Here is a 25,051-nt window from a genome sequence, read left to right as displayed (position 1 = left end):
GATCACGCTCAGATCCAGCCATCGGCAGCAAGGTCAACTGCCCGAATGTGCCCGTCTTTCTGCCGTCTTGGAACGCCGCAGGAAGGAGACCCGGAAGATCGACCAGCCGTTGTGCAACAGCCTTTAGAGGGCGCTCTCGTAGTCGGGGGCGGGTTCGGGCCGGTCCAACTTCACCACGATCTTGCCCCGGGTCCGCCCCTCCTGGTTCAGCCGCTGCGCTTCCGCCGCTCGCTCCAGCGGGAACGTCTGCGACACGTGCACGGACACCACGCCCTCGTCGGCCAGCTCGGACAGTCGTGTCAGGTCGTGGGGGTCGGGGCGGACGAAGTAGTACAGGCCGCCGTAGCGGACCACCTCCGGGTCGGCGATGGAGACCTGGCGGCCCTCCGGCGTCAGCAGGTCCGCCGAGGTCTTCATGGTCTGGCCGCCGATCGTGTCCAACGTGGCGTCCAGGCCCTCGGGCGCGAGCTCCTGGACCCGTTCGGCCAGTCCCTCTCCGTACGTCACCGGTTCGGCGCCGAGCGAGCGCAGGTAGTCGTGGTTGTACTCGCTCGCCGTACCGATGACCCGGGCGCCCAGGTGCGCGGCGAGCTGGACGGCGATCGAGCCGACCCCGCCCGCGGCGGCGTGCACGAGCACGGTCTCGCCCGCCTTGACCTCCATCACCTTGGTCAGCGCCTGGAAGGCGGCGAGCCCGGCGAGCGGCAGCCCGGCCGCCTCCTCGAAGGAGAGGTTGCGCGGCTTGCGGGCCAGCGTGCGCACGGGGGCGGCCACGTACTCGGCGAAGGTGCCCCGGGAGAGGAAGTCCTCGCGCACGTAGCCGATGACCTCGTCGCCGACGGCGAACTCGGTGACCGAGGCGCCCGGCTGCACCACCACCCCGGAGACGTCCCAGCCCGTGACCACCGGGAAGACGGCGTCGAGAATGCTGTCCAGGTGGCCCTCGCGGCACTTCCAGTCGACGGGGTTCACCGCCGCGGCCCGCACCTTCACCAAAACCGTGTCGGGTCCGACCTTGGGATCGCGGACCTCGCCGTACTCCAGCACCTCGGGGCCGCCGTACCGGCTGTAGCTGATCGCCTTCATGGGTTCGACCCTCTCCGGAGTATGCGAACGCCACGCAAGCCAGACGGCCCGGTATGAGCTGCATGCGTGGCAGCCTCTCACCAGTCAACACCTCGTCCCCCTGAAGGTGAGCGCCATGACCCCCAGACTTGGAAAAGCGTGCGCGTGGCCATTCGCCAGGCAGGGCAGTCTTAGCCGCTCACCGGCTCGGGCCACGTCCGCATGGGCGATCTTCCAGGCAGTGGTGACGGGGATTGTGGCGGGTTGACGGTGCCGTCTCGCCACCGATGTACTACCACGCATGCCAGCAGCGGATGACGGACAGTCAGTCGAAGCTCCCCCCACAGCTTCCCGGCCCGTGGTCGAGGCGCAGGACTACGTAGAGGGAAGACTGACGCAGTACCAGGAGTGGTACGACAGGAAGGCCGTCAAGACCAAGGCGATGCACCTCCGGATGAGGACGATCTCCGTCGTAGGAGGAGCATTGGTTCCCGTGTTAGTCAACCTCGACCTGTCCTTCGCGAAGCTTACCGCCACGGTACTGAGCCTGATCGTTGTCGGCTCTGTCTCGCTGGAAAGCGTCTACCGCTACCGTGAGCAGTGGAAGAACTACAGATCGACTGAACAGCTCCTAGGCCATGAAAGGATCTACTTCGAGACCAAGGTGGGGCCCTATTCAGGACTCTCGGAGAATGAAGCATTCACGACCTTAGTCGCCCGCGTAGAGAGCGCGATCGCCAACGAGAATTCTGCGACCCTGAACGTCATGACCTTGGGCGGCCAGGTAAACGCTGATGTCCAAACGCCACCTGGTATCCCAGGTGCGCGGCGAGAGCTTCAGTAGATCCGCAAGCCCTGCTGGGCCCTGACATCCACGGCTGACTGCGACCCCTGGAAGACAGTGCGTCGAATGCCTGTTCAAGGCAGTGCGCAAGCCTCAAGCAGCCCGCACGGAGTAATAGCCAAGATCTATGGATCAAGCCATGGCCGTCAGTCGCCAGACCTGCCCCAAAAGGCGATCACGGGATTCGCCCCATCGGCGTCCTTCAACGGCCTGCACCACGCTGACCAACGCGGCATGTCCCATAGTCCCTCCGAGCCCGGGTGCCGTGCGTCGTAGCGCTCCTGGGCTCGTTCGAAATCTCCTCGGGTCGGCTCCGAGGTTTCGAAGATCTCGCGGGATTCGTCGTCCGACAGGGGGCGCACGGTGTGGGAATCGTCGTACGCCTCGGCGTCGATCACCTCCCACACGCCGATGATCGTGTGTGTTCCCTCGCTGCCGAAGGCCTCGTCTTCCCACAGGGCATCGAGGTCGTCCACAGAGGTGAACGGTGGGCCTGCGCGCTGGAACTTGTCCCAGTGGGTTCCGTGGACGAAGAGCCTTTCGAACTCGCGCTGTCGCACGGTGGCCAAGGCCGCCGCGACATCTCCGGCATACGGCTCGATGTACTGCCACGATGACGCGCCCACCCCAGCTCCTGCCCTTCCCCGAGCCTTGGCTGTCGCCACGGACCCTACCCTTCGGCTTCGGCGCGGCGGGCGTTCGGAGGCCGCCCGGCAGGCCGAGTGCTGCCTTACGCCACCCGGTCCCGGCGCTCGACCAGTAGGCCGCGTTCGTTCACTGCCGGCACTCTCGTCGTCCTCCCCGAAGGAGGGCCACACGCCGGGGCAGGCGTCGTCAACCGCATGGCCGCTATCGGTGTCACCGTCAGCCACGCCGTGGAGCAACCGGACCCCAGGCAGGCGACCGCCGAGGAGGCATCGCTCCTGGGCATCCAGAAGGCCGCGCTCGTCACGCACATCCGGCGGACGTATTACAGCGACCACGGGCGCCCCGTGGAGACGGCAGACATCGTCGTGCCCGCCGCGCACTGCGAGATCGTCTACGAGATTCCGATCAACCATTAGCCAGGCAATCGGCAGCGAGCCAGCCGCCTGGGAGTGCCACTTGTAGGCGGGCGGACGTTGACCTCTCCAGAGTACGAACCCGATCATGGCGCGCATGAGCAGAGATTGCGAAGTCATAGTCATCGCTCTCGGAGCCCAAGAGGTGATGGAGCCTCTCACCAGGCCCGATGCGCATCGGGAGTGGCACCAGTGCTTTGAGCCCATCCCCGGCATGGACGCATGGGCCATCGACTTCTGGCGACGCAACTGGACGGGACTTCTGCCTCATTTGGAGCAGATGCCCTGGCCCTTCCCCCAGTCCGTTCAGGTCCTGCTGCGAGACCAGGACGACGACTGCTTCGGGCTCTGGATGCTGCATGAAGGCAGACTCAAGGAAGTTCCGCTCCCCTGCACTGTCAGGGAGGCCGATGACTTGGCTCCGCTGGGTTCGGTACTCACCCGCACCGACCGTGGAGGATGCTCCGCTGTCTGACGACCAGCCCGGCGAAAGCCTGTCGAAGGCGCCGAAGATTTACGCTCAGCTAGCGGACAACGCCAGGTCAGACGGGGTGCGCCAGTGATCACACCAGGCGCCTTCTAAGCGCTTGCCCCCTCAGCCACGCCAACCCCCCTCACCCCACCACCCCCTCAAACACCCCCAACGTCCCCCCGTCGAACAACACGAACCGCACCTCCTCCACCCCCGTATCGGCCGCCCGTACGGCCTCCACAGCGACCCGCGCCGCCTCCTCCACCGGCCACCGGTACACCCCCGTGGAGATCGCTGGGAACGCGACCGTCCGTGCCCCCACCTCATCGGCCACCCGCAGCGACTCCCGGTAGCAGGACGCCAGCAGGGCCGGATCGGAGCCGGGACCCTGCCACACGGGACCCACCGTGTGGATGACCCACTCCGCCGGGAGATCCCCCGCCGTCGTGGCGACCGCCTCGCCCGTGGGGAGGCCGCCGCCGTAGTGGGAGGCGCGGAGGTCGCGGCAGGCGGCGAGGATCGCGGGGCCGCCGCGGCGGTGGATCGCTCCGTCCACCCCTCCCCCGCCCAGCAGGGACGAGTTGGCCGCGTTGACGATCGCGTCGACGCGCTGTTCGGTGATGTCGCCCTGGACGAGGGTGATCGTGGTCATCGTTGCCTCAGCCTTCTCCAGACGTACTTGGCCGCGTTGTGGCCCGGCATGCCGTGTACCCCGGCGCCGGGGGGAGTCGCGGAGGAGCAGAGGAAGACGGCGGGGTGGGGGGTGCGGTACGGGAACAGGGTGGGGCGGGGGCGCAGCAGGAGTTGGAGGCCGTCCACCGCGCCGCAGGCGATGTCGCCGCCGATGTAGTTGGCGTTGCGGGCGGCCAGCTCGGGCGGCCCTGCCGTGGCCCGGGCCAGGACTCGGTCGCGGAAACCCGGTGCGAAGCGCTCCAGTTGGCGTTCTATCGCGTCCGTCAGGTCGCCCTGCCAGTTGTTGGGGACGTGGCCGTAGACCCAGAAGACCTGCTTGCCCTCGGGCGCCCGGGTGGGGTCGGCCACGCTGGGCTGCACCGTTATCAGGAACGGTGGGTCGGGGGCGCGGTTCTCGCGGGACGCGGCACGCAGGGCGCGGTCGATCTCGGCGCGGTTCGCGCCCAACTGGACCGTGCCGGCTACGCGGGCCTCGGGGGCGGTCCACGGGACTGGGCCGTCCAGGGCGTAGTCGATCTTGAAGACGCTGGGGCCGTAGCGGTAGCCGTCGTAGTGGTTGCCGAAGCCTGCGATGCGGGCCAGTGCCGTGGGTGAGGTGTCGAAGACGTAGGCGCGGGCCGGCGGGAGGTCGTCCAGCCGCTTGACCTCGTAGTCGGTGTGCACCGTGCCGCCGAGGTCGATCAGGTACGCCGTCAGCGCGTCCGGGATCGACTGGGAGCCGCCCAGCGGTACCGGCCAGCCCCGCGCGTGTGCGGCGAGTGCGAAGACCAGGCCGATCGCGCTGGTGGCGAATCCGCTCAGCGGGGCGATCGTGTGGGCGACCAGGCCGGAGAAGAGGGCCTTGAAGCGCTCGTCGTGGAAGCGGCTCATCAGTGCCGTCGCGGGCGGCAGGCCGGCCAGCCCGAAGCGAGCCAGGGTGACCGGGTCGCGCGGCAGCGCGGTCAGCGGCAGGGACATGAAGTCCCGCAGCAGGGTGTCCCAGCGCTGCAGGAACGGTGTGATCAGCCTGCGGTACGCGCCCGCGTCGCGCGGGCCGAAGGACGCGGCCGTCTCCGCGACCGAGCGGGCCAGCACCGCCGCGCTGCCGTCCAGGAACGGGTGGGCCATGGGCAGCTCGGGGTGCAGCCACCGCAGCCCGTACCGCTCCAGCGGCATCGCGCGGAACGCGGGCGAGTTGACGCCCAGGGGATGCGCGGCCGAGCAGGGGTCGTGCCGGAAGCCGGGCAGCGTGAGTTCCTCGGTGCGGGCGCCGCCGCCCACGGTGGAGCGCGCCTCGAAGACGGCCACGGAGAAGCCCCGGCGGGCCAGCTCCACGGCGGCGGTCAGCCCGTTCGGCCCCGCCCCCACCACGACCGCGTCCAGCATCGACGGCACCTTCCGACCCCCTCGTCAGCCGATGGCAACTCCGATCAGCATAGGCCGGGGCACTCTCACCGGCCCCGGCCGCTCATCTCACCCCGTGCGCAGCAGCTCCCCCACACGGCGGGCCGTGGCGGCGTCGCGGGCGGCGGTGAACGGCAGTGCGTTGCCCCCGGTTATCCGGAACGGCTCGCCGGTGAGCGTGCGGTGGGCGCCGCCCGCCTCCTCCACCAGCAGCAGGCCCGCCGCGTGGTCCCAGGCGGCTTCCCAGGAGAACGCCACGGCGTCGGTCTCGCCCCGCGCGATGGCCAGGTACTCCAGGCCCGCCGAGCCGCAGGAGCGCGGGGCGACCCCGTCGGTCCACAGGGCCCGCAGCGCGCGCTTCTGGTCCTCGGTGGTGTAGTCCGGGTGCGAGACGGCGACCTTGAGGTCCCGGCCCGGTCCGGGCGGCCCGGCGAAGAGCCGCTCCCCGTCCAGGAAGGCGCCCTCGCCGCGCACGGCGGTGGCGAACTGGTCGCGGACCGGCGCGTACGTCCAGGAGGCCAGCACGGTGCCCCGGTGGGCGAGCGCGACCAGGGTGCAGAAGCCGTCGTTGCCGTGCACGAACTGGCGGGTGCCGTCGACCGGGTCGATGATCCACACCGGTGCCTCGCCCCGGATGGCCTCGTACGTCGCCGGGTTCGCGTGCACCGCCTCCTCGCCGACCACGACCGAGCCGGGCAGCAGGGCGCTCAGCTCCTCGGTGAGGCGCCGCTCGGCCAGCCGGTCGGCGTCGGTCACCAGGTCGTGCGGCCCGCTCTTCTGGTCCACCTCGTGCTCGGCCAGGCGGCGGAAGCGGGGCAGGATCTCGGTGGCCGCGGCCTTGCGGATCGCCTCTTCCACGTCGGCGGAGTGGTGGGCGAGAAACTCCTCGATGGTTCCGGTGTCGTGGATCATGTCTCCATGAGACCACGGGCCGGCGATATCCCCCTCCCGGCTGTGGATAACCTCCCGGCCGGGCCGCTCGGCCAGGCCGGGACCGCTCAGCGGCCCACCGCGTAGCCCTGCATCCCCCGCGGGTTGGCGGCGGCGGACAGCACCCCGGTGGCCGGATCGCGGGCGACCGCGCACAGCCGGCCCTCCGACCAGGCCGGGCCCACGGTCACGTCGTGCCCCCGCCGCCGCAGCCCGGCGACGACCTCCTCCGGCATCCGGGACTCGACGGTCACGCTGCCGGCCCGCCAGCCGCGCGGGTAGAAGGAACTGGGGAATCCGTCGTTGTGCCAGTTCGGGGCGTCGATGGCGCCCTGGAGGTCGAGCCCGCCCCGCACGGGTGCGCTGAGGGCCGCCGCGAGGAAGAAGTGCGTCTGCCACTGGTCCTGCTGGTCACCGCCGGGCGTGCCGAAGGCCAGCACCGGCACACCGTCCCGTAGGGCGAGCGACGGGGAGAGGGTCGTGCGGGGGCGGCGGCCGGGCGTCAGCGTGTTCGGCAGGCCCTCCTCCAGCCAGGTCATCTGGAGCCGGGTGCCGAGCGGGAAGCCCAGTTCGGGCACGACCGGGTTGGACTGGAGCCAGCCGCCGCTGGGCGTGGCGGCGATCATGTTGCCCCAGCGGTCGACCACGTCGAGATGGCAGGTGTCCCCGCGCGTGGTGCCGTCGGCGCTCACACGCGGTTCGGCGACCACGGTGGGCTCTCCCACCCCCGCCGTGGCGACCGTGGGCTCCCCCACCCCCATGGCGCCGTCCGGCACGCGCGCGTGGGCGAGCCTCGGCAGCCGGGGCGTGCGCCCGCCGGGGCTCCCCGGCCGCAGCTCCCAGGAGGCGTCGGCGCCGATCAGGTCCCGCCGGCCGGTGTTGTAGTCCGCCGACAGCAGCTCGGTGAGGGGTACCTCGTCCGCGTCGCCGTACCACGCCTCGCGGTCGGCCATGGCGAGCTTGCAGCCCTCGATCAGCAGGTGGACGTAGTCGGGGCTGCCGTACGGCGGGAGGTCGGCCGGGAGGAGGGCGAGCTGCTGGAGGAGGGCCGGGCCCTGGCTCCAGGGGCCCGCCTTGCAGAGGGTCCAGCCGTTCCAGTCGTAGGTGGCCGGAGCCTCGTAGGTCGCCGTCCAGTCCGCGAGGTCGGACTCGGTGAGGGTGCCGGTGTTCCGGGCGCCGCTGGAGTCGAGGGTGGGGCGGCGGGACTGGCGGAGCAGCGCCTCGGCGATGAAGCCCGTACGCCACACCGCGCGGGCGGCGTCGATTCGGGCCTCCCGGCCGCCCGCGCCTGCGGTCTCGGCCAGCAGCCGCTTCCAGGTGGCGGCGAGGGCGGGATTGCGCAGCAGCTCACCGGGGCGGGGTGCGCGGCCACCGGGCAGGTACACCTCGGCCGAGCTGGTCCACTCGGTCTCGAACAGTTCCCGCACGCTCTCCACCGTGGCGGTGACGTTCTCCACGGGCGGGTGGCCGTCCTCGGCGTATCCGATGGCGTATTCCAGCACCTCGTCCAGAGATTTGGTTCCGTGGTCGCGCAGAAGCAGCAGCCAGGCGTCGAAGGCTCCGGGGACGGCGGCCGCGAGGGGGCCGGTGCCGGGGACGAGGTCCAGTCCGAGGCCCCGGTACTGCGCGACGGTGGCGCCCGCCGGGGCGACGCCCTGCCCGCACAGCACCTGGACCTGGCCGCCGACGGGGGCGAGCAGGATGGGCACCTCGCCCGCCGGGCCGTTCAGGTGGGGCTCCACGACGTGCAGCACGAACGCGCCCGCCACGGCCGCGTCGAAGGCGTTGCCACCGTCCTCCAGCACCGCCATGGCCGACTGCGAGGCCAGCCAGTGGGTGCTGGACACCATGCCGAAGGTGCCCTGGAGGGTGGGACGGGTGGTGAACATACGGCCTCTTCTCTGCACGGGCTCCTCTGCGCACCGGCTCTTCCCGCCCGGTGACTCACGCAGGATGGAACTTGTTCCGGACGGGCGGACGCAAGAGGCACCACGCGAGAGGGCCCCGCGAGCAAGCGCACCCGCGGGGCCGTCGTGCGAGAGCGGGACTCAGGCCGTGTGCAGCGTCAGCCCGTACCGGCTCAGGATCTCGTTGATCGGCTGGAACCAGGTCTCGCCGCCGCTGGAGCAGTTGCCCCAGCCACCGGAGGTGACGCCCTGGGCCTGGTCGCCGCTGATGAACGCGCCGCCGGAGTCGCCGGGTTCGGCGCACACACTGGTCTTGGTGAGCTGGTGCACCGCGCCCTGGCTGTAGTTGACGGTCTCGTTCAGCGCGAGCACGCTGCCGCAGTGCCAGTGGCTGGTCGAGCCCGAGCGGCAGATGGAGGTGCCGGGAGGCGCCACGTTGGAGCCACGCACCAACTGGTCGGAGGTGGTGCCCCAGCCGAGCACGACCGGTACGGTCCACCAGCCGCTGCCCACGTTGACCCAGGCGTAGTCGTTGTCCGGGAACGACGAGCCCTGGAAGTTGCCGACGTAGGACCGGTCCCAGCCGTACACGGCTGCGGACGGCTGGCCGCAGTGCCCGGCGGTGACGAAGCCGCCGTACACCGAGAAGCCGATGGAGCAGCGGACGTTGCCCGTGTAGTACGGGTCGCCGCCGACCGTGCCGGCCGCCAGGGTGCTCGCGGACTCGGCGACCTTGTTGACGGTGACGGGGCCCGCCTCGCGGGCGCTCGCCAGGAAGCGCTGGACATCGTTGTCGGCGGCCTTGGAGCGGACCACGTCGATCACGACGGACCCGGCGCTCGGGTCGACGTGCCAACTGGTCACGGATCTGGGTGCCTTGAGGCGGTCGACGCGCGCCTTGGCCGCGTTCAGCTCGCGGGCGCTGTGGCGCACCGTGCGTACGGTGGCGCCGGCGTCGCGGAGCTTCTGGCGGACGCCGGCGGAGGCGTCGTCGGTCACGGCCACCGTCAGGCGGTTGCTCCTGGCGTCGAACCAGGAGCCGCCGTAGGCCGCGCCGGCGGTCGCGCGGGCCTTCGGGTCGAGGTCGGTGGCCGCGCGTTCGGCCTTGAGGCGGGCCTCGGCCTGCGACTTGGTGAGGCCGAAGTCGTGCTGCATCGCGGTCAGCAGGCTCTTGGAGGCGGGGGCTTCGCCGGCGTTCTGCGCGGCGGCGGGGAGGGTGCCCGCCGCGGAGAGACCGCCGAGCATGAGGAGTGCGGCCGCGGCGGCGCGCATGACTTTCCTGCGTCTCATGGGGAGTTGCCCTTCGTCGTTCCAACGAGGTGGGGGTGGAACAGCCGATTTCTGAGAGCGCTCTCATCAATGCGGGGCAGAGCCTAGCGGCACCTTTGCAACAGGTCCATGCCAATCACACGCCCTCTCTTACCGACGTGAAGATGGAGGAGATATGGGCGGTTTGTGCCACCTCGGCACGCGGGCCCCGTCACGGCGCAAGTACACAGCGAGTTCGGGCTTCCGTGGCACGGACCCCTCGTGTGAGACTGGCGTCCCCCGTCCCTGCGGACCCCTTCCGTCACCCCCCTCTCCCACGAGAAGTGCGCCGTGAGTTCTCTGCCTCTGCCGCTCGCCCTCACCGCTCGTCTGTCCCCGGTCGTCGTGCTGGCCGTCGCGGGCTGGGCCCTCAGCTCGGGTCCCGCCGCCACCGCCAACTCCGGCCCGGCGCCCACGAGTCAGGCGTCCGCCGGTGCCTCCGCCGCCCCGGCCGCGTCCTCCGCCGCGCCCGCCGTGAAGACGTACGACGCCGCGCCCGCGCCCTGTACCGGGGTGCCCGTGGCCACCGTCAAGTCCCTGGTGCCCGGCGCGAAGACGGCCGGCAAGGAGATACCGTCCACCGACTCCAAGCTGCGCCGCACCTGCTCGTGGAACGCGCTCAAGGGCTACGACTACCGCTGGCTGGACGTCTCCTACGAGGTGACCGCCTCCGACGACGCGGCGGAGAAGGAGTACCAGCAGCGGGTCGCCGAGAAGAGCGGCGGCGGCGCGGTGCCGGGGCTCGGTGACGGCGGCTATTCCGTCGTGAACCTGAACACGGAGGACAAGCAGCAGACGCGCGAGGGCGTGGTGCTGGCCCGTGCCGCCAACGCCCTGGTGGTCGTCACGTACAGCGGCAGCGACTTCGAGAGCAAGAAGGCTCCGGAGACCTCCGAGATCAACAAGGGCGCCATCAAGGCGGCCAAGGACGCGGTGGCCTCCCTGCGCAGCGGCGCCGAGTAACCGGGAGCCCCGGCAGCCGGTGGACGACCGCCGGGGCTTTTCCTCATCAGGCGGCAGCAGGCCTCTTGCCGCTCGCCAACGTCAGCACCACGTACAGCACCAGCGAGGTGCCGAGGCCGACCGCCCAGCCGTAGTCGGCCAGCGGGCTGAGGGCCGGGATCGGGCGGCCGTCGATCAGCGGGTGGAAGTCGGCCCCGCCGACGGCGAGGACGCCGCCCACCACGAAGGCGACCACCGCCCGCCAGTTCCAGCCGCCCGCGTACCAGTACCGTCCGCCCGCGCGGTACAGGTCGGCCAGGTCGAGGCGGGTGCGGCGCAGGAACCAGTAGTCGGCGACCAGGATGCCCGCGACCGTGCCGAGCAGACCGCCGACCAGGCCGAGCCAGGTGAAGATGTAGCCCTGCGGGTCGGAGTACAGCCGCCACGGGAAGATCAGCACCGCGAGGACGGCGGTGATCAGGGCGCCGGTGCGGAAACTGACCTTGCGCGGCGCGACGTTGGAGAAGTCGAAGGCCGGGGAGACCAGGTTGGCCGCGATGTTCACGGAGAGGGTCGCCACCAGCACGGTGACCAGGGCGTAGATCAGCCCCACCACGTTGTCGGTCTTGGCGGCGAGCTGGACCGGGTCCCAGACCGGCTCGCCGTACACCGCCTGCGAACCCGAGGTGACCAACACCGACAGGAACGCGAACAGGGTCATGGTCGTGGGCAGACCGAAAGACTGGCCGAGGGTCTGGGCCCGCTGGCTGCGGCCGTAGCGGGTGAAGTCGGGGATGTTCAGGGAGAGGGTGGACCAGAAGCCGATCATGCCCATCAGGGAGGGCCAGAACAGCTTCCAGAAGTCGCCGCCCCAGCCCAGCCTGGACGGCTGGTCGAAGAGCGGGCCGACTCCCCCGGCCTGGTCGCTCATCCACCACAGCATCACGAACGCGCCGACCAGCACGAAGGGCGCGGCCCAGTTCTCGAAGCGGCGGATGGTCTCCATGCCCCGCAGGATGATGGCCACCTGGAGCGCCCAGAAGATGGCGAAGGAGAGCCACATGGTCCAGGCGTAGCCACCGATGTGCGCGGCGCCGGACCAGCGGTCGCCGATCAGCTTGCCGGCCAGGAAGAAGATGGCCTCGCCGCCGATCCAGGTCTGGATGCCGAACCAGCCGCAGGCCACCAACGCCCGTACGACAGCGGGCAGGTTGGCGCCGCGCACCCCGAAGGAGGCGCGGGCGAACACCGGGAAGGGGATGCCGTACTTGGGTCCGGCGTGCCCGGTGAGCAACATCGGCACCAGCACGATCAGGTTGGCCAGGGCGATGGTGAACACGGCCTGTTTCCAGTCCATGCCGACCGCGATCAGGCCCGAGGCGAGCGTCCAGGAGGCGGTGTTGTGGGCCATGCCGACCCACAGCGCGGAGAAGTTGTACGTCGTCCAGGTCCGTTTGGCGGCCGGTACGGGAAGCAGGTCCTCGTTGGCGTAGGGACCGCTGGGCGCGGGGGCGCCGGGGGCGATCTCCACCCGGCCGTCGGCGAGGGTGACTTGGGCGGACGGTGGTATGGCCGTGGGTGCGGTTTCGGTCATGGTGCAGGCCAATCGGATGGGAGGGTCGGGACAGGCCGTGCGGGGGGGGTGCGCCGTAAGGGTTCCGTACGGGCGTCCTGGCCCCCTTCCGCGCGCGGGGCGGGAAGGGGGAGTGCGATTCGCCTGCCGTGCTCAGGCGTTGACGGCGGGGATCACCTTCGAGCCGTAGGCGTCGATGGTGGCCTCCTGGGCGTCGTGCATGTCGTACACCGCGAACTGGTCGACGCCCAGGGCCCGGAGCGCGTTCAGCTTCTGGATGTGGGCCTCGACCGGGCCGATCAGGCAGAAGCGGTCCACGATCTCGTCGGGTACGAACCGGGTGTCGGGGTTGCCGCTGCGTCCGTGGTGGGCGTAGTCGTAGCCCTCGCGGGCCTTGATGTAGTCGGTGAGCTCGTCCGGGATCTGCGCGGAGTGCTCGCCGTAGCGGGAGACGAGGTCGGCCACGTGGTTGCCGACCATGCCGCCGAACCAGCGGCACTGTTCGCGGGCGTGGGCGAGCGCCTCGGGCGAGTCGTCCTCGGTGACGTAGGCGGGGGCGGCCACGCAGATGGTGACCTCACCGGGGTCGCGGCCGGCGGCGACGGCAGCGTCCTTGACGGCCTTGACCATGAACTCGGTGAGGTAGAGGTCGGCGAGCTGGAGGATGAAGCCGTCGGCCTCCTCGCCGGTCATCTTCAGCGCCTTGGGCCCGTACGCGGCCATCCAGACGGGGAGTTCGGCGCCGGGCTGCACCCAGGGCAGGCGGATCGTTGTGCCGCCGAGGTCGGTCTCCTCGCCCCGGCCGAGGGCGCGGATGACCTTCATGGCCTCGCTGATCCGGGCGAGGGTGTTGGGCTTTCGGCCCGCGACGCGCATGGCGGAGTCGCCGCGCCCGATGCCGCACACTGTGCGGTTGCCGTACATGTCGTTGAGGGTGGCGAACGTGGAGGCGGTGACCTCCCAGGTGCGGGTGCCCGGGTTGGTGACCATCGGGCCGACGGTCAGCCGGTCGGTGTTCGCCAGGATCTGGCTGTAGATGACGAACGGCTCCTGCCAGAGCACGGCCGAGTCGAAGGTCCAGCCGTAGGTGAAACCGTTGCGCTCGGCCCGCCGCATCAGGTCGACGACACGGGAGGCGGGCGGGTCGGTCTGGAGTACGAGACCGAAGTCCATGGGCACCACTCCTAGTTGAGGTACTGACAGGTGGAGCGCGGGGTGTAGACGCCGTGCCCGGCGTGGCCGGTGTACTCCCGCTCGGTGATCACGGGAACACCGCGCGAGAGGACCGTCTCGACCCGGCCGGTGATCCGCTTGCCCTCGTACGCCGAGTAGTCGACGTTCATGTGGTGCGTCTCGGCCGAGATGACCTGTTCGGCGTGCGGGTCGTAGATCACCACGTCGGCGTCGGCGCCGGGGGCGATGGTGCCCTTCTTCGGGTACATGCCGAACATGCGGGCCGGGGTGGCGCAAGCGATCTCGATCCAGCGGCGGCGCGAGATGTGGCCGTCGACCACGGCCTGGTGGAGAAGGTCCATGCGGTTCTCCACGCCCGGCATGCCGTTCGGGATCTTGGAGAAGTCGCCCCGGCCCAGCTCCTTCTGGCCCGAGAAGCAGAAGGGGCAGTGGTCGGTGGAGACCACCTGGAGGTCGTTGGTGCGCAGGCCCCGCCAGAGGGCGGCCTGGTGCTCGCGGGGCCGCAGCGGGGTGCTGCACACGTACTTGGCGCCCTCGAAGTCCGGCTCCGCGAGATTGTCGGTGGACAGGAAGAGGTACTGCGGGCAGGTCTCGCCGAAGACGTTCAGCCCCTCGTCGCGGGCCCTCGTCAGCTCGGCCACCGCCTCCTGCGCCGAGACGTGCACCACGTACAGGGGCGCGCCGGCGACCTGGGCCAGCTTGATCGCGCGGTGGGTGGCCTCGGCCTCCAGCAGGGCCTTGCGGACCTCGCCGTGATAGCGGGGGTCGGTCTCGCCGCGCGCGAGGGCCTGCTCGACCAGGACGTCGATGGCGATGCCGTTCTCGGCGTGCATCATGATCAGCCCGCCGTTCTCGGCGGCCCTCTGCATGGCGCGGAGGATCTGGCCGTCGTCGGAGTAGAAGACGCCGGGATAGGCCATGAACTGCTTGAACGAGGTCACGCCCTCCTCGACCAGCAGGTCCATCTCCTTGAGCGTCTCCTGGTTCACATCGGAGACGATCATGTGGAAGCCGTAGTCGACGGCGCAGTTGCCCTCGGCCTTCTGGTGCCAGGCGTCCAGGCCCTCGCGCAGGGTGCCGCCGACGTTCTGGATGGCGAAGTCCACGATGGTGGTCGTGCCGCCCCAGGCGGCGGCGCGGGTCCCGGTCTCGAAGGTGTCGGCCGCGTAGGTGCCGCCGAACGGCATCTCCATGTGGGTGTGGCCGTCGACGCCGCCGGGGATGACGTACTTCCCCGTCGCATCGATGACCGTTTCCGCGCTGAAGGCCTCGGCGGCGGGGGTGCCGGTCGCCGCCAGGGCGGCGATACGGCCGTCCTCGATGAGTACGTCGGCGTGGATCTCGTCGGAGGCGGTGATGAGGAGGCCGTTCCGGATTAGCGTGCGGCGGGACATGGGGTCCTCTCCTTCGTGGTCTGCTGCGGGTTCGCTGTGGCTGGTCGTGCTCACGCGGCGGTAGCCGCATGTCGATGCAGTCCCGCGCCCCTGAATACCGCTCGCCGACGTTTCTACGGCGCCGTCAGCGGCTCGTACGTGCCCGGCTCGCGGTCGCGGTAGAACTGCCAGCGGTCGCGGACCTCGCGCAGCTTGGCCATGTCGAGGTCGCGGACGACCAGTTCGGTCTCCTTGTCGCTCGCCACCTCGCCGACGAACTGGGCCTCGGGGTCCACGAAGTACGTGGTGCCGTAGAAGTCGTTGTCGCCCAGGTCCTCCACGCCGACCCGGTTGATGGCGCCGACGAAGTACTCGTTGGCGACGGCCGCCGCCGGCTGCTCCAACTGCCAGAGGTAGCGGGAGAGTCCGCGCGAGGTGGCCGAGGGGTTGAAGACGATCTCGGCACCGGCCAGGCCCAACGCCCGCCAGCCCTCCGGGAAGTGGCGGTCGTAGCAGATGTAGACGCCGATCCGGCCGACGGCGGTGTCGAAGACGGGCCAGCCGCTGTTGCCGGGACGGAAGTAGAACTTCTCCCAGAAGCCCTGGACCTGGGGGATGTGGGTCTTGCGGTACTTGCCGAGGTAGGAGCCGTCCGCGTCGATCACGGCGGCGGTGTTGTACAGGACGCCGGGCTGCTCCTCCTCGTACATGGGGAGCACCAGGACGATGCCCAGTTCCCTCGCCAGCGCCTGGAAGCGGCGGACGGTGGGGCCCTCGGGGATCTGCTCGGCGTACTCGTAGAACGCCTTGTCCTGCACCTGGCAGAAGTAGGGTCCGTAGAACAGCTCCTGGAAGCAGAGCACTTGGGCGCCCTGGGCGGCGGCGTCGCGGGCCGCCTGCTCGTGCACCTGGATCATGGATTCCTTGTCGCCCGTCCAGGCCGTCTGGAAGAGGGCGGCGCGGATCACTCGGCTCATCGGGACCTCCGGGTCGCTCGGTGTGCGGGGGCGGGCGTCGCCCGGCAGACAGGGCTTCCGACGCCCGCCCCTGAAACCCTAAGAAGGTTGCGCGGCCGGTTTGAGTGGCAGCGTGTCACGTCCGCGGGGTGCGGGCGTGGCACGGTGTCACGTCTTGCCATGGCCATGTTTCACCGCCGTTTTCGCAGGTCGTGGCGTGTTTCAGCCCTGTTGCGCGTCATGTGCGAGGAGTGCGATGTGCACGGAGGCCGCCTGTTCGAAGTCGTCCAGGTCGATCCCGAGCCGCGCCTGTATGGCCTCCAGCCGGCGGTACAGCGCGGGGCGGGAGACGTGGTGGAGCTGGGCGGTGCGGGACTTGTTGCGGCCGGTCGCCAGGTAGGTGCGCAGCACGTCCAGCAGCTCGCCCTCGCCGCCGCACAGCAGGCCGTCCAGCTCGCGTTCGGCGAAGGACTGCACCTGGGGGTCGTCGCGCAGCAGCCGGATCAGCCCGCGCAGGTGCACGTCCCGCAGCCGGACCACGGCCGGCCGGTCCAGGGCGGCCCCCGCGACCGCGTCCGCCACGTGCCGGGCCTCCCGCAGCCCGGCGGGCACGTCGTCCCAGCAGGTGCGCGGGTCGGCGGCGGCGACCACGGCGTCCGGCAGTTCGGGGGTGCGCAGCCGGGCGGCGAGACGACCGGTGAGCGCCTCGGCGTCCTGGTCGCGGGCGAGGCTGAGCAGTACGGCGGTCGCCCCGTCGGCCAGTTCCGCGAGGAGCCCGGTCAGGCCCAGCGTGCGCAGCACCCGGTCGAGCCGCTCAGGCTCGGCACCGCGCACCACGAGCGGCACGAACGTCCGCCGGTTGACGGGCAGTCCGGCCGCCCGCGCCCTGGGCAGCAGGTGGCGGGCGGGTACGGTCCCGGAGGCGAGGTCGGTCAGCAGGCCGTGCGCGGACTGCTCCTCCCAGGTGCGGCCCGAGGCACCGCCGAGCATCCGGTGCAGCACCAGCGCCTCGGCGGCCCGGTCCGCGAGCAGGCGCCCGCTCGCCGAATCGCCCCGGTAGCCGCACAGCAGCAGCCTCCCCCAGCGCTCCCCGCGCCCGCCCAGCTCGGCGCGGACCCAGCCGTCGCCCTCACTGCCTCCCCCAGTGCCTGAAAGGCCCGGATGGTGCCCCCATGCCTGCCGGGCGATGCGCTCCCAGTCGCGCAGCACGTCGTCCACGGCGGGCCGCTCCCCCGCCGTGGCGAGAACCCGGTGCGCGAGGTTGGTGAGGACGACCGGACAGCCGGAATGCTGCGCGACCTCGTCCAGCAGCCGTTGCAGCGGGGCACCGGAGGTGATCAGCGCGGTGAGGCTCGTCCGGACGGCCTCGGAGAGGCTGACGGCGGCGAACTTGGCCCGGACCAGCCGGGACTGGACCTCTTCGGTGAGTTCGGCGAACGGAAAGGGCCGGTGCAGCACGACCAGTGGCAGCCCGCACCGCTCGGCCGCCCGGCGCATCACCTCGGGCGGCGTGGGGAAGGCGCGCCCGAGCCCGAGGACGACGGCGGCGGCCTCCGCCCGGTGCAGCGACTGGACGTACGCGGCCTGCTTGGCCTCGTCCCCGGCGAGCAGCACCCCGGTGGTGAGCACCATCTCGCCGCCGGTGAGCATCACGCCCACGTCGGCGGCCTCGGCCACGTGCACCCAGCGCACCGCACGGTCGAGCCCGTCGGCCCCGGCCACCACCTCGGGCTCCCCGGCGAGCACCCGCTCCAGCGTGAGCACCTGCCGGACGGACAGGGCCGGTTCCTCCGGCCGCCAGGACGTGTGCCGGACATCCGAGGTCGTGGTCATCCGCTCTACCCCGTCTCTAGTACGTGCTCCCCAGCGCGTTCTCGAGGATCGCCGCGCCTTCCTCCGCCTCCGCGACGGTGAGCGTCAGCGGCGGGGCGATGCGCAGGACGCTGGTGTTGTGGCCGCCGCCCTTGCCGATGAGCAGGCCGTTCCTGCGGGCCGTCTCCAGGACGGCGGCGGCCGCGGCCGGGTCGGCCTCGTCGGTGCCCGGCTTCACCAGCTCGATGCCGATCATCAGCCCCCGGCCGCGCACCTCGCGGACGCCGGGCAGCCCGGCGGTGACTCCGCGCAGCAGCTCGATGAGCAGGCCGCCGACCCGGCGGGCGTTGCCCTGGAGGTCGTGCTCGAGGTGGTAGGCGAGGTTGGCGAGCCCGGCGGCCATGGTGATCTGGGTGCCGCCGAAGGTGGAGATGCTGTTGGCGTCGATGCAGTTCATGATCTCGGCGCGCGCGATCACCCCGCCGATGGACATGCCGTTGCCGATCCCCTTGGCGAAGGTGACGATGTCCGGCGGGCCGCTCTGGTCGTGTGCCTGCCAGCCCCAGAAGTGCTCGCCGGTGCGGCCCCAGCCGGTCTGGACCTCGTCGGAGATCCACAGGATGCCGTGCTCGTCGAGGACTTCACGGAACGCCGCGTACAGGCCGTCCGGCGGGGAGGTGAAGCCGCCGACGCCCTGGATGGGTTCGGCGATCAGCGCGGCCGGGGGCCGGGTCTGGCCGAGGAGGTCGCGCAGGTCGGCCACGCAGGCGTCGATGAAGGCGCGGTCGTCCAGGTCGGCGTAGGGGCCCCGGGTGCGGACGCCTCCGTGCACGTACAGGGTCTGGAGCGGGGAGAGGGAGGTCGGGGACCAGGTGCGGTTGCCGGTGATGCCGACCGCGCCGAAGGACCGGCCGTGGTAGCTGTTGCGCATCGCCACGACCGTGTTGCCCTGGCGGTAGGTGGTGGCGAGCAGCATGGCCGTGTCGTTGGCCTCGGTGCCGGAGGTGGTGAAGAAGACCCGCGCGTCCGGGATGCCGCTCACCATGGCGACGCGCTCGGCCAGTTCGACCATCGGGCGGTTGAGGTAGAGGGTCGAGGAGTGGATGATCCGCCCGGCCTGCTCGGTCACCGCCTTGGTGACCTCGGGCAGCGCGTGCGCGGTCATGGTGGTCAGGATGCCGCCGAAGAAGTCCAGGTAGCGGTTGCCCTGGGCGTCCCAGACGTGTCGGCCCTCCCCGTGGGTGATCTCCATCGGGTCGTCGTAGTAGAGGGCGAGCCAGTCGGGCATGACGCCCCGGTGGCGGGCGTACAGGTCGTTCACGGGTTCACCAGCCCCTCGTAGGCGTCGGGGCGGCGGTCGCGGTAGAACGCCCACTGCTGCCGGACCTCGTCGATGAGGTCGAAGTCCAGGTCGCGGACGAGGAGTTCCTCGGTCTTGTCGTCCCCGACCTCGCCGACGAACTGGCCGCGCGGGTCGACGAAGTACGACGTGCCGTAGAAGTCGTTGTCGCCGTACTCCTCCTGGCCGACCCGGTTGATGGCGGCGACGAAGTACTCGTTGGCGACGGCCGCGGCGGGCTGCTCCAGCTGCCAGAGGTGGGCGGAGAGCCCGCGGTGGGTGGCGGACGGGTTGTAGACCAACTGGGCCCCGTTGAGTCCCAGTTGGCGCCAGCCCTCGGGGAAGTGGCGGTCGTAGCAGATGTAGACGCCGACCTTGCCGACCGCCGTGTCGAAGACGGGCCAGCCGAGGTTGCCGGGTTTGAAGTAGTACTTCTCCCAGAAGCCCTTGACCTGCGGGATGTGGTGCTTGCGGTACTTGCCGAGGTAGCTGCCGTCCGCGTCGATCACGGCGGCGGTGTTGTAGTAGAACCCGGAGCCGTCGACCTCGAAGACCGGGACGACGATCACCATGCCGGTCTCGCGGGCCAGCTCCCGCATCCGGGTCACGGTCGGGCCGTCCGGCACCGGTTCCGCCCAGCGGTAGTGCTCCGGCTCCTGCACCTGGCAGAAGTAGGGGGCGTTGAAGACTTCCTGGAAGCCGATGATCTTCGCGCCCTGGCGCGCGGCCTCGCGGGCGTACTCCTCGTGCTTCGCGATCATGGACTCGGTGTCGCCGGTCCAGGTGGCCTGAACCAGTGCGGCACGTACGACGTTGGCCATGAGCTGCTCCTTCGACGCGGCGTCCGAGCCTCTACGCCCGTAGAAACGGGCCGTAGAGGGACGAAAGTAAGCCTCTTGGACGCCCTTGCCAAGACCATCGTCGCCAACCCGCTGATTCGGTCCCGTTTCACACCCCTGCGGGTGAGCGGGGTGCCGGTCAGGGGGTGGTCCCGGCGGCGCGGAGTGCGTGGAGGAGGGCCCGGTGGTGGTCCTCGGAGACCTGCCGGGCGGCCTCCAGGAGGAGGGGGGTGAGGCGGTCGGGGTCCGGGGCGGCGAGGCGGGCCGCGTCCTCGGGGGTGCGGGTGCGGAGGGAGGCGTCGAGGAGGGTGCGGGCGTCGCGGATACGGCCTTCTTCCTGGAGTCGCGCCACGGCGGCGCCGGTTTCCTCCGGGGGGCGGGCGGCGCCTTCGCGCAGGAGGCGGTGGGCTTCCTCGGGGTGGCCGGCTGCCGTCAACACCTGCGCTGTGGTGACCACTTGGTCCGGGGGCAGAGCGGCTGCCTCCCAGCGGAGGGTGGTCCAGTCGGCGTGGGTGAGGGCGTCGGCGAGGAGGGGGAGGCGTACGGCGGGCCAGCGGGCGGCTTCCGCCAGGAGCGTGTACGCCTCACCGCTGCGGCCTGCGGCGCGGAGGGCGGCGAGCTGCGCCACGGCCTGGGTTACGGCGCGGTGGTCGTCGGGGTGGGGTACGGGGACGGCCGTCCCCTGCCCGCCGGCCTCGGCCTCCGCCTCGGCTCCGGCGAAGCGGGCGCCCCGGAGGCCGGGGGTGGCCTGCGGGGTGCCGGGGAGGACCAGCGACACCGGAGCCTCGTCGTCCAGCCCGGCGAAACGGGCGCTGCCCCGGCGGCGTTTGCGGGGCTTGGAGGGGGTGGCTTCGGCGGCTGGATGCCCCTCGGCCTGCTCGGGGGCGCGGGCAGCGGCCTCTGCCGGGCCGTCCGGCGCGAGGGCGGACGTGGCCGGGCGGGAGGTACGGCCGGGCGCCCCCTGGCCGGGGACCCGTGCGGCCGGCGGCGCCGAGCGGTCCATCCGGGACAGCCGGTCCCGCAGCTCCGCGCAGCGGGCCGTCGCCCGGTGCCGTGCGTCCCGGGCCCACGCCAGATCGACGCGGAGGGCCTCCGCCTCGGCCTCCGTCCTCGCCCCGGCGAGACGGTGGGCCAGCGCGGCCTCGCGTTCGTCCGCCTCATGGCGCTCGCGGAGGGTCGCGTGGAGGCGCCGGGTCAGGGTGTCCTGGGCGCCGGGACGGGCGTCGTACGCGACGAGGGCCGCCGTGTGCAGCGCGCGGGCCCGCTCGCGCTCGGCAAGGGCCGGCGCGGTTCCGTACGCCGCCGCGAGATCCCGCAGCAGGGCGTCGACCACGTCCCACGGGGGTACCTCACGCCCCTCGCGGCAGGCGCGCATGCCGTCCGGGTCGCGGTGCCGGAAGACCCCGCACCAGCCCGCGTCCTGGTCGAGGCGGGACAGGAGGCCGTCCAGGTAGAACCCGAACTCCCCTGCCACCGCCGTGAGTTGTTCCGCCATCGACCGGCTCCCGCCCGTTCGCCAGCACTGCGGGAGCCAGGCAACACCAGCCGTGTTACGGGCCTGCTACGCACAGTTTGCGGAACGGCTCAGACCGGGACCGGCGCGCAGCGGACGGCCAGCTCGTCCATGGAGAGCCCGAGCGCCCGCGCCAGCGCCGCGACGGTGAAGAACGCGGGGGTCGGCGCCCGGCCGGTCTCGATCTTGCGGAGGGTCTCGGCGGAGATGCCGGCGACCGCGGCGACCTGGGTCATGCTCCGCGGGCCGCGCGCCTCGCGCAGCAGCCGGCCGAGCTGTTCGCCGCGCTCGCGCTCTTCGGGGGTCAGGGGGGTGCGCACCATGACGCCCATTCTAATACCGGTATAGTAATTGGCATGGTTGAACTCAAGACGGACGCCTCCATCGAGGCCATGCACTCGGCCGGCCAGGTGGTCGGGCGTGCCCTGACGGCGGTACGGAAAGCCGCCGACGTGGGCGTGAGCCTGCGGGAACTGGACGAGGTCGCCCGCGCCGTCCTGGGCGAGGCGGGCGCGACGTCACCCTTCCTCGGCTACCGGCCCTCCTTCGCCCCGACCCCCTTCCCGGCGGTGATCTGCGCCTCGGTGAACGACGCGATCGTGCACGGCATCCCGACCGGCTACCGCCTGCGCGACAGCGACCTCCTCTCCGTGGACTGCGGAGCCCTGCTGGACGGCTGGGCCGGTGACTCGGCGATCAGCTTCGTGGTCGGCCGCCCGCGCCCCGAGGACCTGACCCTGATCGACACCGCCGAGCGGGCGCTGACAGCCGGGATCGAGGCGGCCGTCGTCGGCAACCGCATCGGCGACATCGCCCACGCCATCGGCACCGTGTGCCGCGCCGCCGGGTACGGCATCCCCGCCGGCTTCGGCGGCCACGGCATCGGGCGCCAGATGCACGAGGACCCCGGCGTGCCGAACGAGGGCCGCGCGGGCCGCGGCATGCCGCTGCGCCACGGGATGGTCCTGGCGATCGAGCCGATGCTGATCGCGGGCGGCCGGAACGGCTACCACCCCGACCCCGACGGCTGGACCCTGCGCACCGACGACGGCTCCCGCTCGGCCCACGCAGAGCACACCGTGGCCGTCACGGAAGCGGGCCCCCGCGTCCTGACGGCCCGCGAGCCGGTGAGGCAGGGCGCGGGGTCGTGACGCGGGGCCCGCGGGGCCGGCGCAGCCTGCGGGTGCCCTTCCCTCCTGGGCGTGCCATCGTTTCAAGAGTGGCCGATCCGGGGTACCCGGCCGCTCCGCACGCGTCGTCTGCGAAGGACGGAAACGATGACCAGCGGCTACACCGGCCCCGAGGGCGACCCCTTCGGGGAGTTCTTCTCCCGCTTCTTCGGCGGCACCGGAAATCCGGGCCAGCCCGGCGGCCCCCGCCAGGTAGACATCGGCCGCCTGCTGAGCCAGCCCGCGCGCGAGCTGGTCAAGGGGGCCGCGCAGTACGCGGCGGAGCACGGCAGCCGGGATCTCGACACCCAGCACCTGCTGCGCGCCGCCCTGTCCAGCGAGCCCACCCGCAGTCTGCTCAGCCGGTCCGGGGCGAACCCGGACTCGATGGCCACCGAGATCGACGGCCGCGCCGGACCCGTGCAGCACCAGCCGGGCACGGTGCCGCCGACCGCGCTGTCCCTGACCCCGGCCGTGAAGCGGGCACTGATGGAGGCGCACGAGATGGCACGGGCCAGCGGCGCCGGGTACATCGGCCCCGAGCACGTGCTGAGCGCCCTCGCCATGAACCCGGACTCGGCCGCCGGGCACATCCTGCACGCGGCCCGGTTCAAGGCGGAAGCGGCTCCGCCCGAGGCGCCGGAGACCGCCCAGGGCCGCCAGGACCGCCCCCGGCCCACGACCACGCCGACGCTGGACAAGTACGGGCGCGATCTGACCGAGCTGGCCCGGGAGAACCGCATCGACCCGGTGATCGGCCGGGAGAATGAGATCGAGCAGACCATCGAGGTGCTGTCCCGGCGCGGGAAGAACAACCCGGTGCTGATCGGTGACGCGGGCGTCGGCAAGACCGCCGTGGTCGAGGGGCTGGCGCAGCGCATCGCGGACGGGGACGTGCCCGAGGGTCTGGAGGGGCGCCGGGTGGTGGCGCTGGACCTGACCGCGGTGGTGGCCGGCACCCGCTACCGGGGCGACTTCGAGGAGCGCCTGAACAACATCGTGCAGGAGATCCGCGCGCACTCGGACCAGCTGGTCGTGTTCATCGACGAGCTGCACACCGTCGTCGGCGCGGGCACCGGCGGCGAGGGCGGCGCGATGGACGCGGGCAACATCCTCAAGCCCGCCCTGGCCCGTGGCGAGCTCCACATCGTCGGCGCCACCACGCTGGAGGAGTTCCGGCGGATCGAGAAGGACGCGGCGCTGGCCCGCCGGTTCCAGCCGATCCAGGTGCCGGAGCCGTCCGTCGAGGACGCGCTGGAGATCCTGCGCGGGCTGCGCGACCGCTACGAGGCCCACCACCAGGTGCGCTACACGGACGAGGCGTTGGCGGCGGCCGTGGAGCTGTCCGACCGCTATCTCACCGACCGGCGGCTGCCCGACAAGGCGATCGACCTGATCGACCAGGCGGGCGCGCGGGTACGGCTCGGTGCCCGGACCAAGGGCGCGGACGTGCGCGCGCTGGAGCGCGAGGCCGAGCAACTGGTCCGGGACAAGGACCAGGCGGTGGCGGACGAACAGTACGAGGAGGCCACCCAGTTGCGGGACCGTATCGCCGACATCCAGCGGCGGATCGCGGAGGTGGCCGACGACGGGGAGGTCGTCGAGGGGCAGAACCTCGAGGTGACGGCGGAGGCCATCGCCGAGGTGGTGTCCCGGCAGACCGGGGTGCCGGTGAGCCGGCTGACCCAGGAGGAGAAGGAGCGCCTGCTCGGTCTGGAGGAGCATCTGCACGAGCGGGTGGTCGGCCAGGACGAGGCGGTCAACGTGGTCGCGGACGCCGTACTGCGTTCCCGCGCGGGGCTGTCCAGCCCGGACCGGCCGATCGGCAGCTTCCTGTTCCTCGGTCCGACCGGGGTCGGCAAGACGGAGCTGGCCCGCGCGCTCGCGGAGTCGCTGTTCGGCAGCGAGGACCGCATGGTGCGGCTCGACATGAGCGAGTACCAGGAGCGGCACACCGTCTCCCGGCTGGTCGGGGCGCCGCCCGGTTACGTCGGCCACGAGGAGGCGGGCCAGCTCACCGAGGTGGTGCGCCGGAACCCGTACTCCCTGCTGCTCCTGGACGAGGTGGAGAAGGCGCACCCGGACGTCTTCAACATCCTGCTCCAGGTGCTGGACGACGGCCGGCTCACCGACGCCCAGGGGCGGACGGTGGACTTCACCAACACGGTCATCGTGATGACCAGCAACCTGGGTTCGGACGTCATCACCCGGCGCGGTGCCGGGATCGGCTTCGGTCCCGGTGGCGCGGACGCGGACGAGGAGGCGCGGCGGGAGCAGATCCTGCGGCCGCTGCGGGAGCACTTCCGGCCGGAGTTCCTCAACCGGATCGATGAGATCGTGGTGTTCCGCCAGCTCACGCCGGAGCAACTGCGCCGGATCACCGACCTGTTGCTCAACGGCACCCGCGAACTGTCCAGCGCGCGGGGCGTGAGCGTGGAATTCACCGACGCGGCCGTGGACTGGCTGGCGGAGCGCGGCCATCAGCCGGAGTACGGTGCCCGTCCGCTGCGCCGCACGATCCAGCGCGAGGTGGACAACCAGTTGTCGCGGCTGCTGCTGAACGGCACGGTGGCCGAGGGCGGCGAGGTGACGGTCGATGTGGCCGACGGGGGGCTGGACTTCCGGGTACACGGCCAGGATGCCCAGCCGGCCGAGGCGCAGCGCGAGGGCGCCTGAGG

The 25,051-nt window shown here is 71.5% G+C and carries 20 protein-coding genes and 1 pseudogene; 5 read left to right on the top strand and 16 right to left on the bottom strand.

Going from position 1 to position 25,051, the window contains the following annotated elements:
• Positions 1-123 precede the first annotated feature (123 nt).
• The gene (locus tag E5082_RS19395) at positions 124-1,086 is read right to left on the bottom strand and encodes an NADP-dependent oxidoreductase (protein WP_135792491.1); all 963 of its coding nucleotides are present in this window, start codon (positions 1,084-1,086) and stop codon (positions 124-126) included.
• Positions 1,087-1,423: 337 nt separating this feature from the next.
• Between E5082_RS19395 and E5082_RS19390 the strand changes: the two genes are divergently transcribed.
• On the top strand, positions 1,424-1,909 hold the full coding sequence (locus E5082_RS19390) for a DUF4231 domain-containing protein (protein ID WP_229918852.1): 486 nt from the start codon (positions 1,424-1,426) through the stop codon (positions 1,907-1,909).
• A gap of 146 nt (positions 1,910-2,055) precedes the next feature.
• On the opposite strand, the gene E5082_RS19385 is transcribed toward E5082_RS19390, so the two are convergent.
• Positions 2,056-2,535 carry a hypothetical protein gene (locus E5082_RS19385; protein WP_135792489.1) on the bottom strand — a complete coding sequence of 160 codons (480 nt, stop codon included), beginning with the start codon at positions 2,533-2,535 and terminating at the stop codon, positions 2,056-2,058.
• Between the two features lie 144 nt (positions 2,536-2,679).
• Between E5082_RS19385 and E5082_RS19380 the strand changes: the two are divergent.
• Positions 2,680-2,973 (top strand): annotated as a pseudogene (locus E5082_RS19380) (UTRA domain-containing protein); the annotation flags it as partial.
• Positions 2,974-3,584: 611 nt separating this feature from the next.
• Here the strand turns inward: E5082_RS19380 and E5082_RS19370 are convergent.
• From E5082_RS19370 to E5082_RS19350, 5 genes are all read right to left on the bottom strand, one after another.
• Entirely contained in the window at positions 3,585-4,094 is a 510-nt protein-coding gene (locus tag E5082_RS19370) for an O-acetyl-ADP-ribose deacetylase (RefSeq protein ID WP_135792487.1), read from the bottom strand.
• On the bottom strand, positions 4,091-5,509 hold the full coding sequence (locus E5082_RS19365; RefSeq protein WP_190045288.1) for a phytoene desaturase family protein: 1,419 nt from the start codon (positions 5,507-5,509) through the stop codon (positions 4,091-4,093). The genes E5082_RS19370 and E5082_RS19365 overlap by 4 nt, the downstream gene beginning before the upstream one ends.
• A gap of 78 nt (positions 5,510-5,587) precedes the next feature.
• Positions 5,588-6,430 (bottom strand): inositol monophosphatase family protein, encoded by an 843-nt coding sequence (locus tag E5082_RS19360; protein WP_135792485.1) that lies wholly within the window; start codon positions 6,428-6,430, stop codon positions 5,588-5,590.
• Positions 6,431-6,516: 86 nt separating this feature from the next.
• Entirely contained in the window at positions 6,517-8,337 is a 1,821-nt protein-coding gene (locus E5082_RS19355; protein WP_135792484.1) for a gamma-glutamyltransferase family protein, read from the bottom strand.
• Positions 8,338-8,496: 159 nt separating this feature from the next.
• Positions 8,497-9,645, bottom strand: coding sequence for a S1 family peptidase (locus tag E5082_RS19350; RefSeq protein WP_135792483.1), 1,149 nt, complete (start codon positions 9,643-9,645; stop codon positions 8,497-8,499).
• A 309-nt stretch (positions 9,646-9,954) separates the two neighbouring features.
• Between E5082_RS19350 and E5082_RS19345 the strand changes: the two genes are divergently transcribed.
• A complete protein-coding gene (locus E5082_RS19345; protein WP_135792482.1) occupies positions 9,955-10,626 on the top strand; it encodes a hypothetical protein in 672 nt (223 codons plus the stop codon).
• Positions 10,627-10,672: 46 nt separating this feature from the next.
• Here E5082_RS19345 and E5082_RS19340 read toward each other — a convergent pair whose 3' ends face one another.
• The 9 genes from E5082_RS19340 to E5082_RS19300 form a co-directional block, all read right to left on the bottom strand.
• Positions 10,673-12,199: an NCS1 family nucleobase:cation symporter-1 gene (locus tag E5082_RS19340; RefSeq protein ID WP_135792481.1), complete on the bottom strand. Its 1,527-nt coding sequence runs from the start codon at positions 12,197-12,199 to the stop codon at positions 10,673-10,675.
• A 132-nt stretch (positions 12,200-12,331) separates the two neighbouring features.
• A complete protein-coding gene (locus E5082_RS19335; protein WP_135792480.1) occupies positions 12,332-13,351 on the bottom strand; it encodes a TIGR03842 family LLM class F420-dependent oxidoreductase in 1,020 nt (339 codons plus the stop codon).
• 11 nt (positions 13,352-13,362) lie between these two features.
• Positions 13,363-14,766, bottom strand: a complete 1,404-nt coding sequence (hydA, locus tag E5082_RS19330) for a dihydropyrimidinase (RefSeq protein ID WP_135792479.1) — start codon at positions 14,764-14,766, stop codon at positions 13,363-13,365.
• Between the two features lie 113 nt (positions 14,767-14,879).
• The gene (locus E5082_RS19325; RefSeq protein WP_135792478.1) at positions 14,880-15,722 is read right to left on the bottom strand and encodes a nitrilase-related carbon-nitrogen hydrolase; all 843 of its coding nucleotides are present in this window, start codon (positions 15,720-15,722) and stop codon (positions 14,880-14,882) included.
• 201 nt (positions 15,723-15,923) lie between these two features.
• Positions 15,924-17,534, bottom strand: a complete 1,611-nt coding sequence (locus E5082_RS19320; protein ID WP_135792477.1) for a PucR family transcriptional regulator — start codon at positions 17,532-17,534, stop codon at positions 15,924-15,926.
• A gap of 16 nt (positions 17,535-17,550) precedes the next feature.
• Complete coding sequence (locus tag E5082_RS19315) at positions 17,551-18,834, bottom strand: aspartate aminotransferase family protein (RefSeq protein ID WP_135792476.1); 1,284 nt, start codon at positions 18,832-18,834, stop codon at positions 17,551-17,553.
• Positions 18,831-19,673, bottom strand: a complete 843-nt coding sequence (locus E5082_RS19310) for a nitrilase-related carbon-nitrogen hydrolase (protein ID WP_135792475.1) — start codon at positions 19,671-19,673, stop codon at positions 18,831-18,833. The genes E5082_RS19315 and E5082_RS19310 overlap by 4 nt, the downstream gene beginning before the upstream one ends.
• 157 nt (positions 19,674-19,830) lie before the next feature.
• Entirely contained in the window at positions 19,831-21,186 is a 1,356-nt protein-coding gene (locus E5082_RS19305; RefSeq protein WP_135792474.1) for a hypothetical protein, read from the bottom strand.
• 89 nt (positions 21,187-21,275) lie between these two features.
• A complete protein-coding gene (locus tag E5082_RS19300; RefSeq protein WP_135792473.1) occupies positions 21,276-21,527 on the bottom strand; it encodes a helix-turn-helix domain-containing protein in 252 nt (83 codons plus the stop codon).
• 33 nt (positions 21,528-21,560) lie between these two features.
• Here E5082_RS19300 and map point away from each other — a divergent pair, with 33 nt between their 5' ends.
• Both map and E5082_RS19290 read left to right on the top strand, forming a co-directional pair.
• On the top strand, positions 21,561-22,355 hold the full coding sequence (gene map / locus E5082_RS19295; RefSeq protein WP_135792472.1) for a type I methionyl aminopeptidase: 795 nt from the start codon (positions 21,561-21,563) through the stop codon (positions 22,353-22,355).
• A gap of 126 nt (positions 22,356-22,481) precedes the next feature.
• Positions 22,482-25,049, top strand: coding sequence for an ATP-dependent Clp protease ATP-binding subunit (locus E5082_RS19290; RefSeq protein ID WP_135792471.1), 2,568 nt, complete (start codon positions 22,482-22,484; stop codon positions 25,047-25,049).
• Positions 25,050-25,051: the final 2 nt, after the last annotated feature.

Origin of the sequence: Streptomyces griseoluteus (assembly GCF_004784465.1) — a bacterium.
Classification (GTDB): Bacteria; Actinomycetota; Actinomycetes; order Streptomycetales; family Streptomycetaceae; genus Streptomyces; species Streptomyces griseoluteus.
Note: the sequence above shows the minus strand (reverse complement) of the source record. Positions and strands in the feature narration are given on the sequence as shown.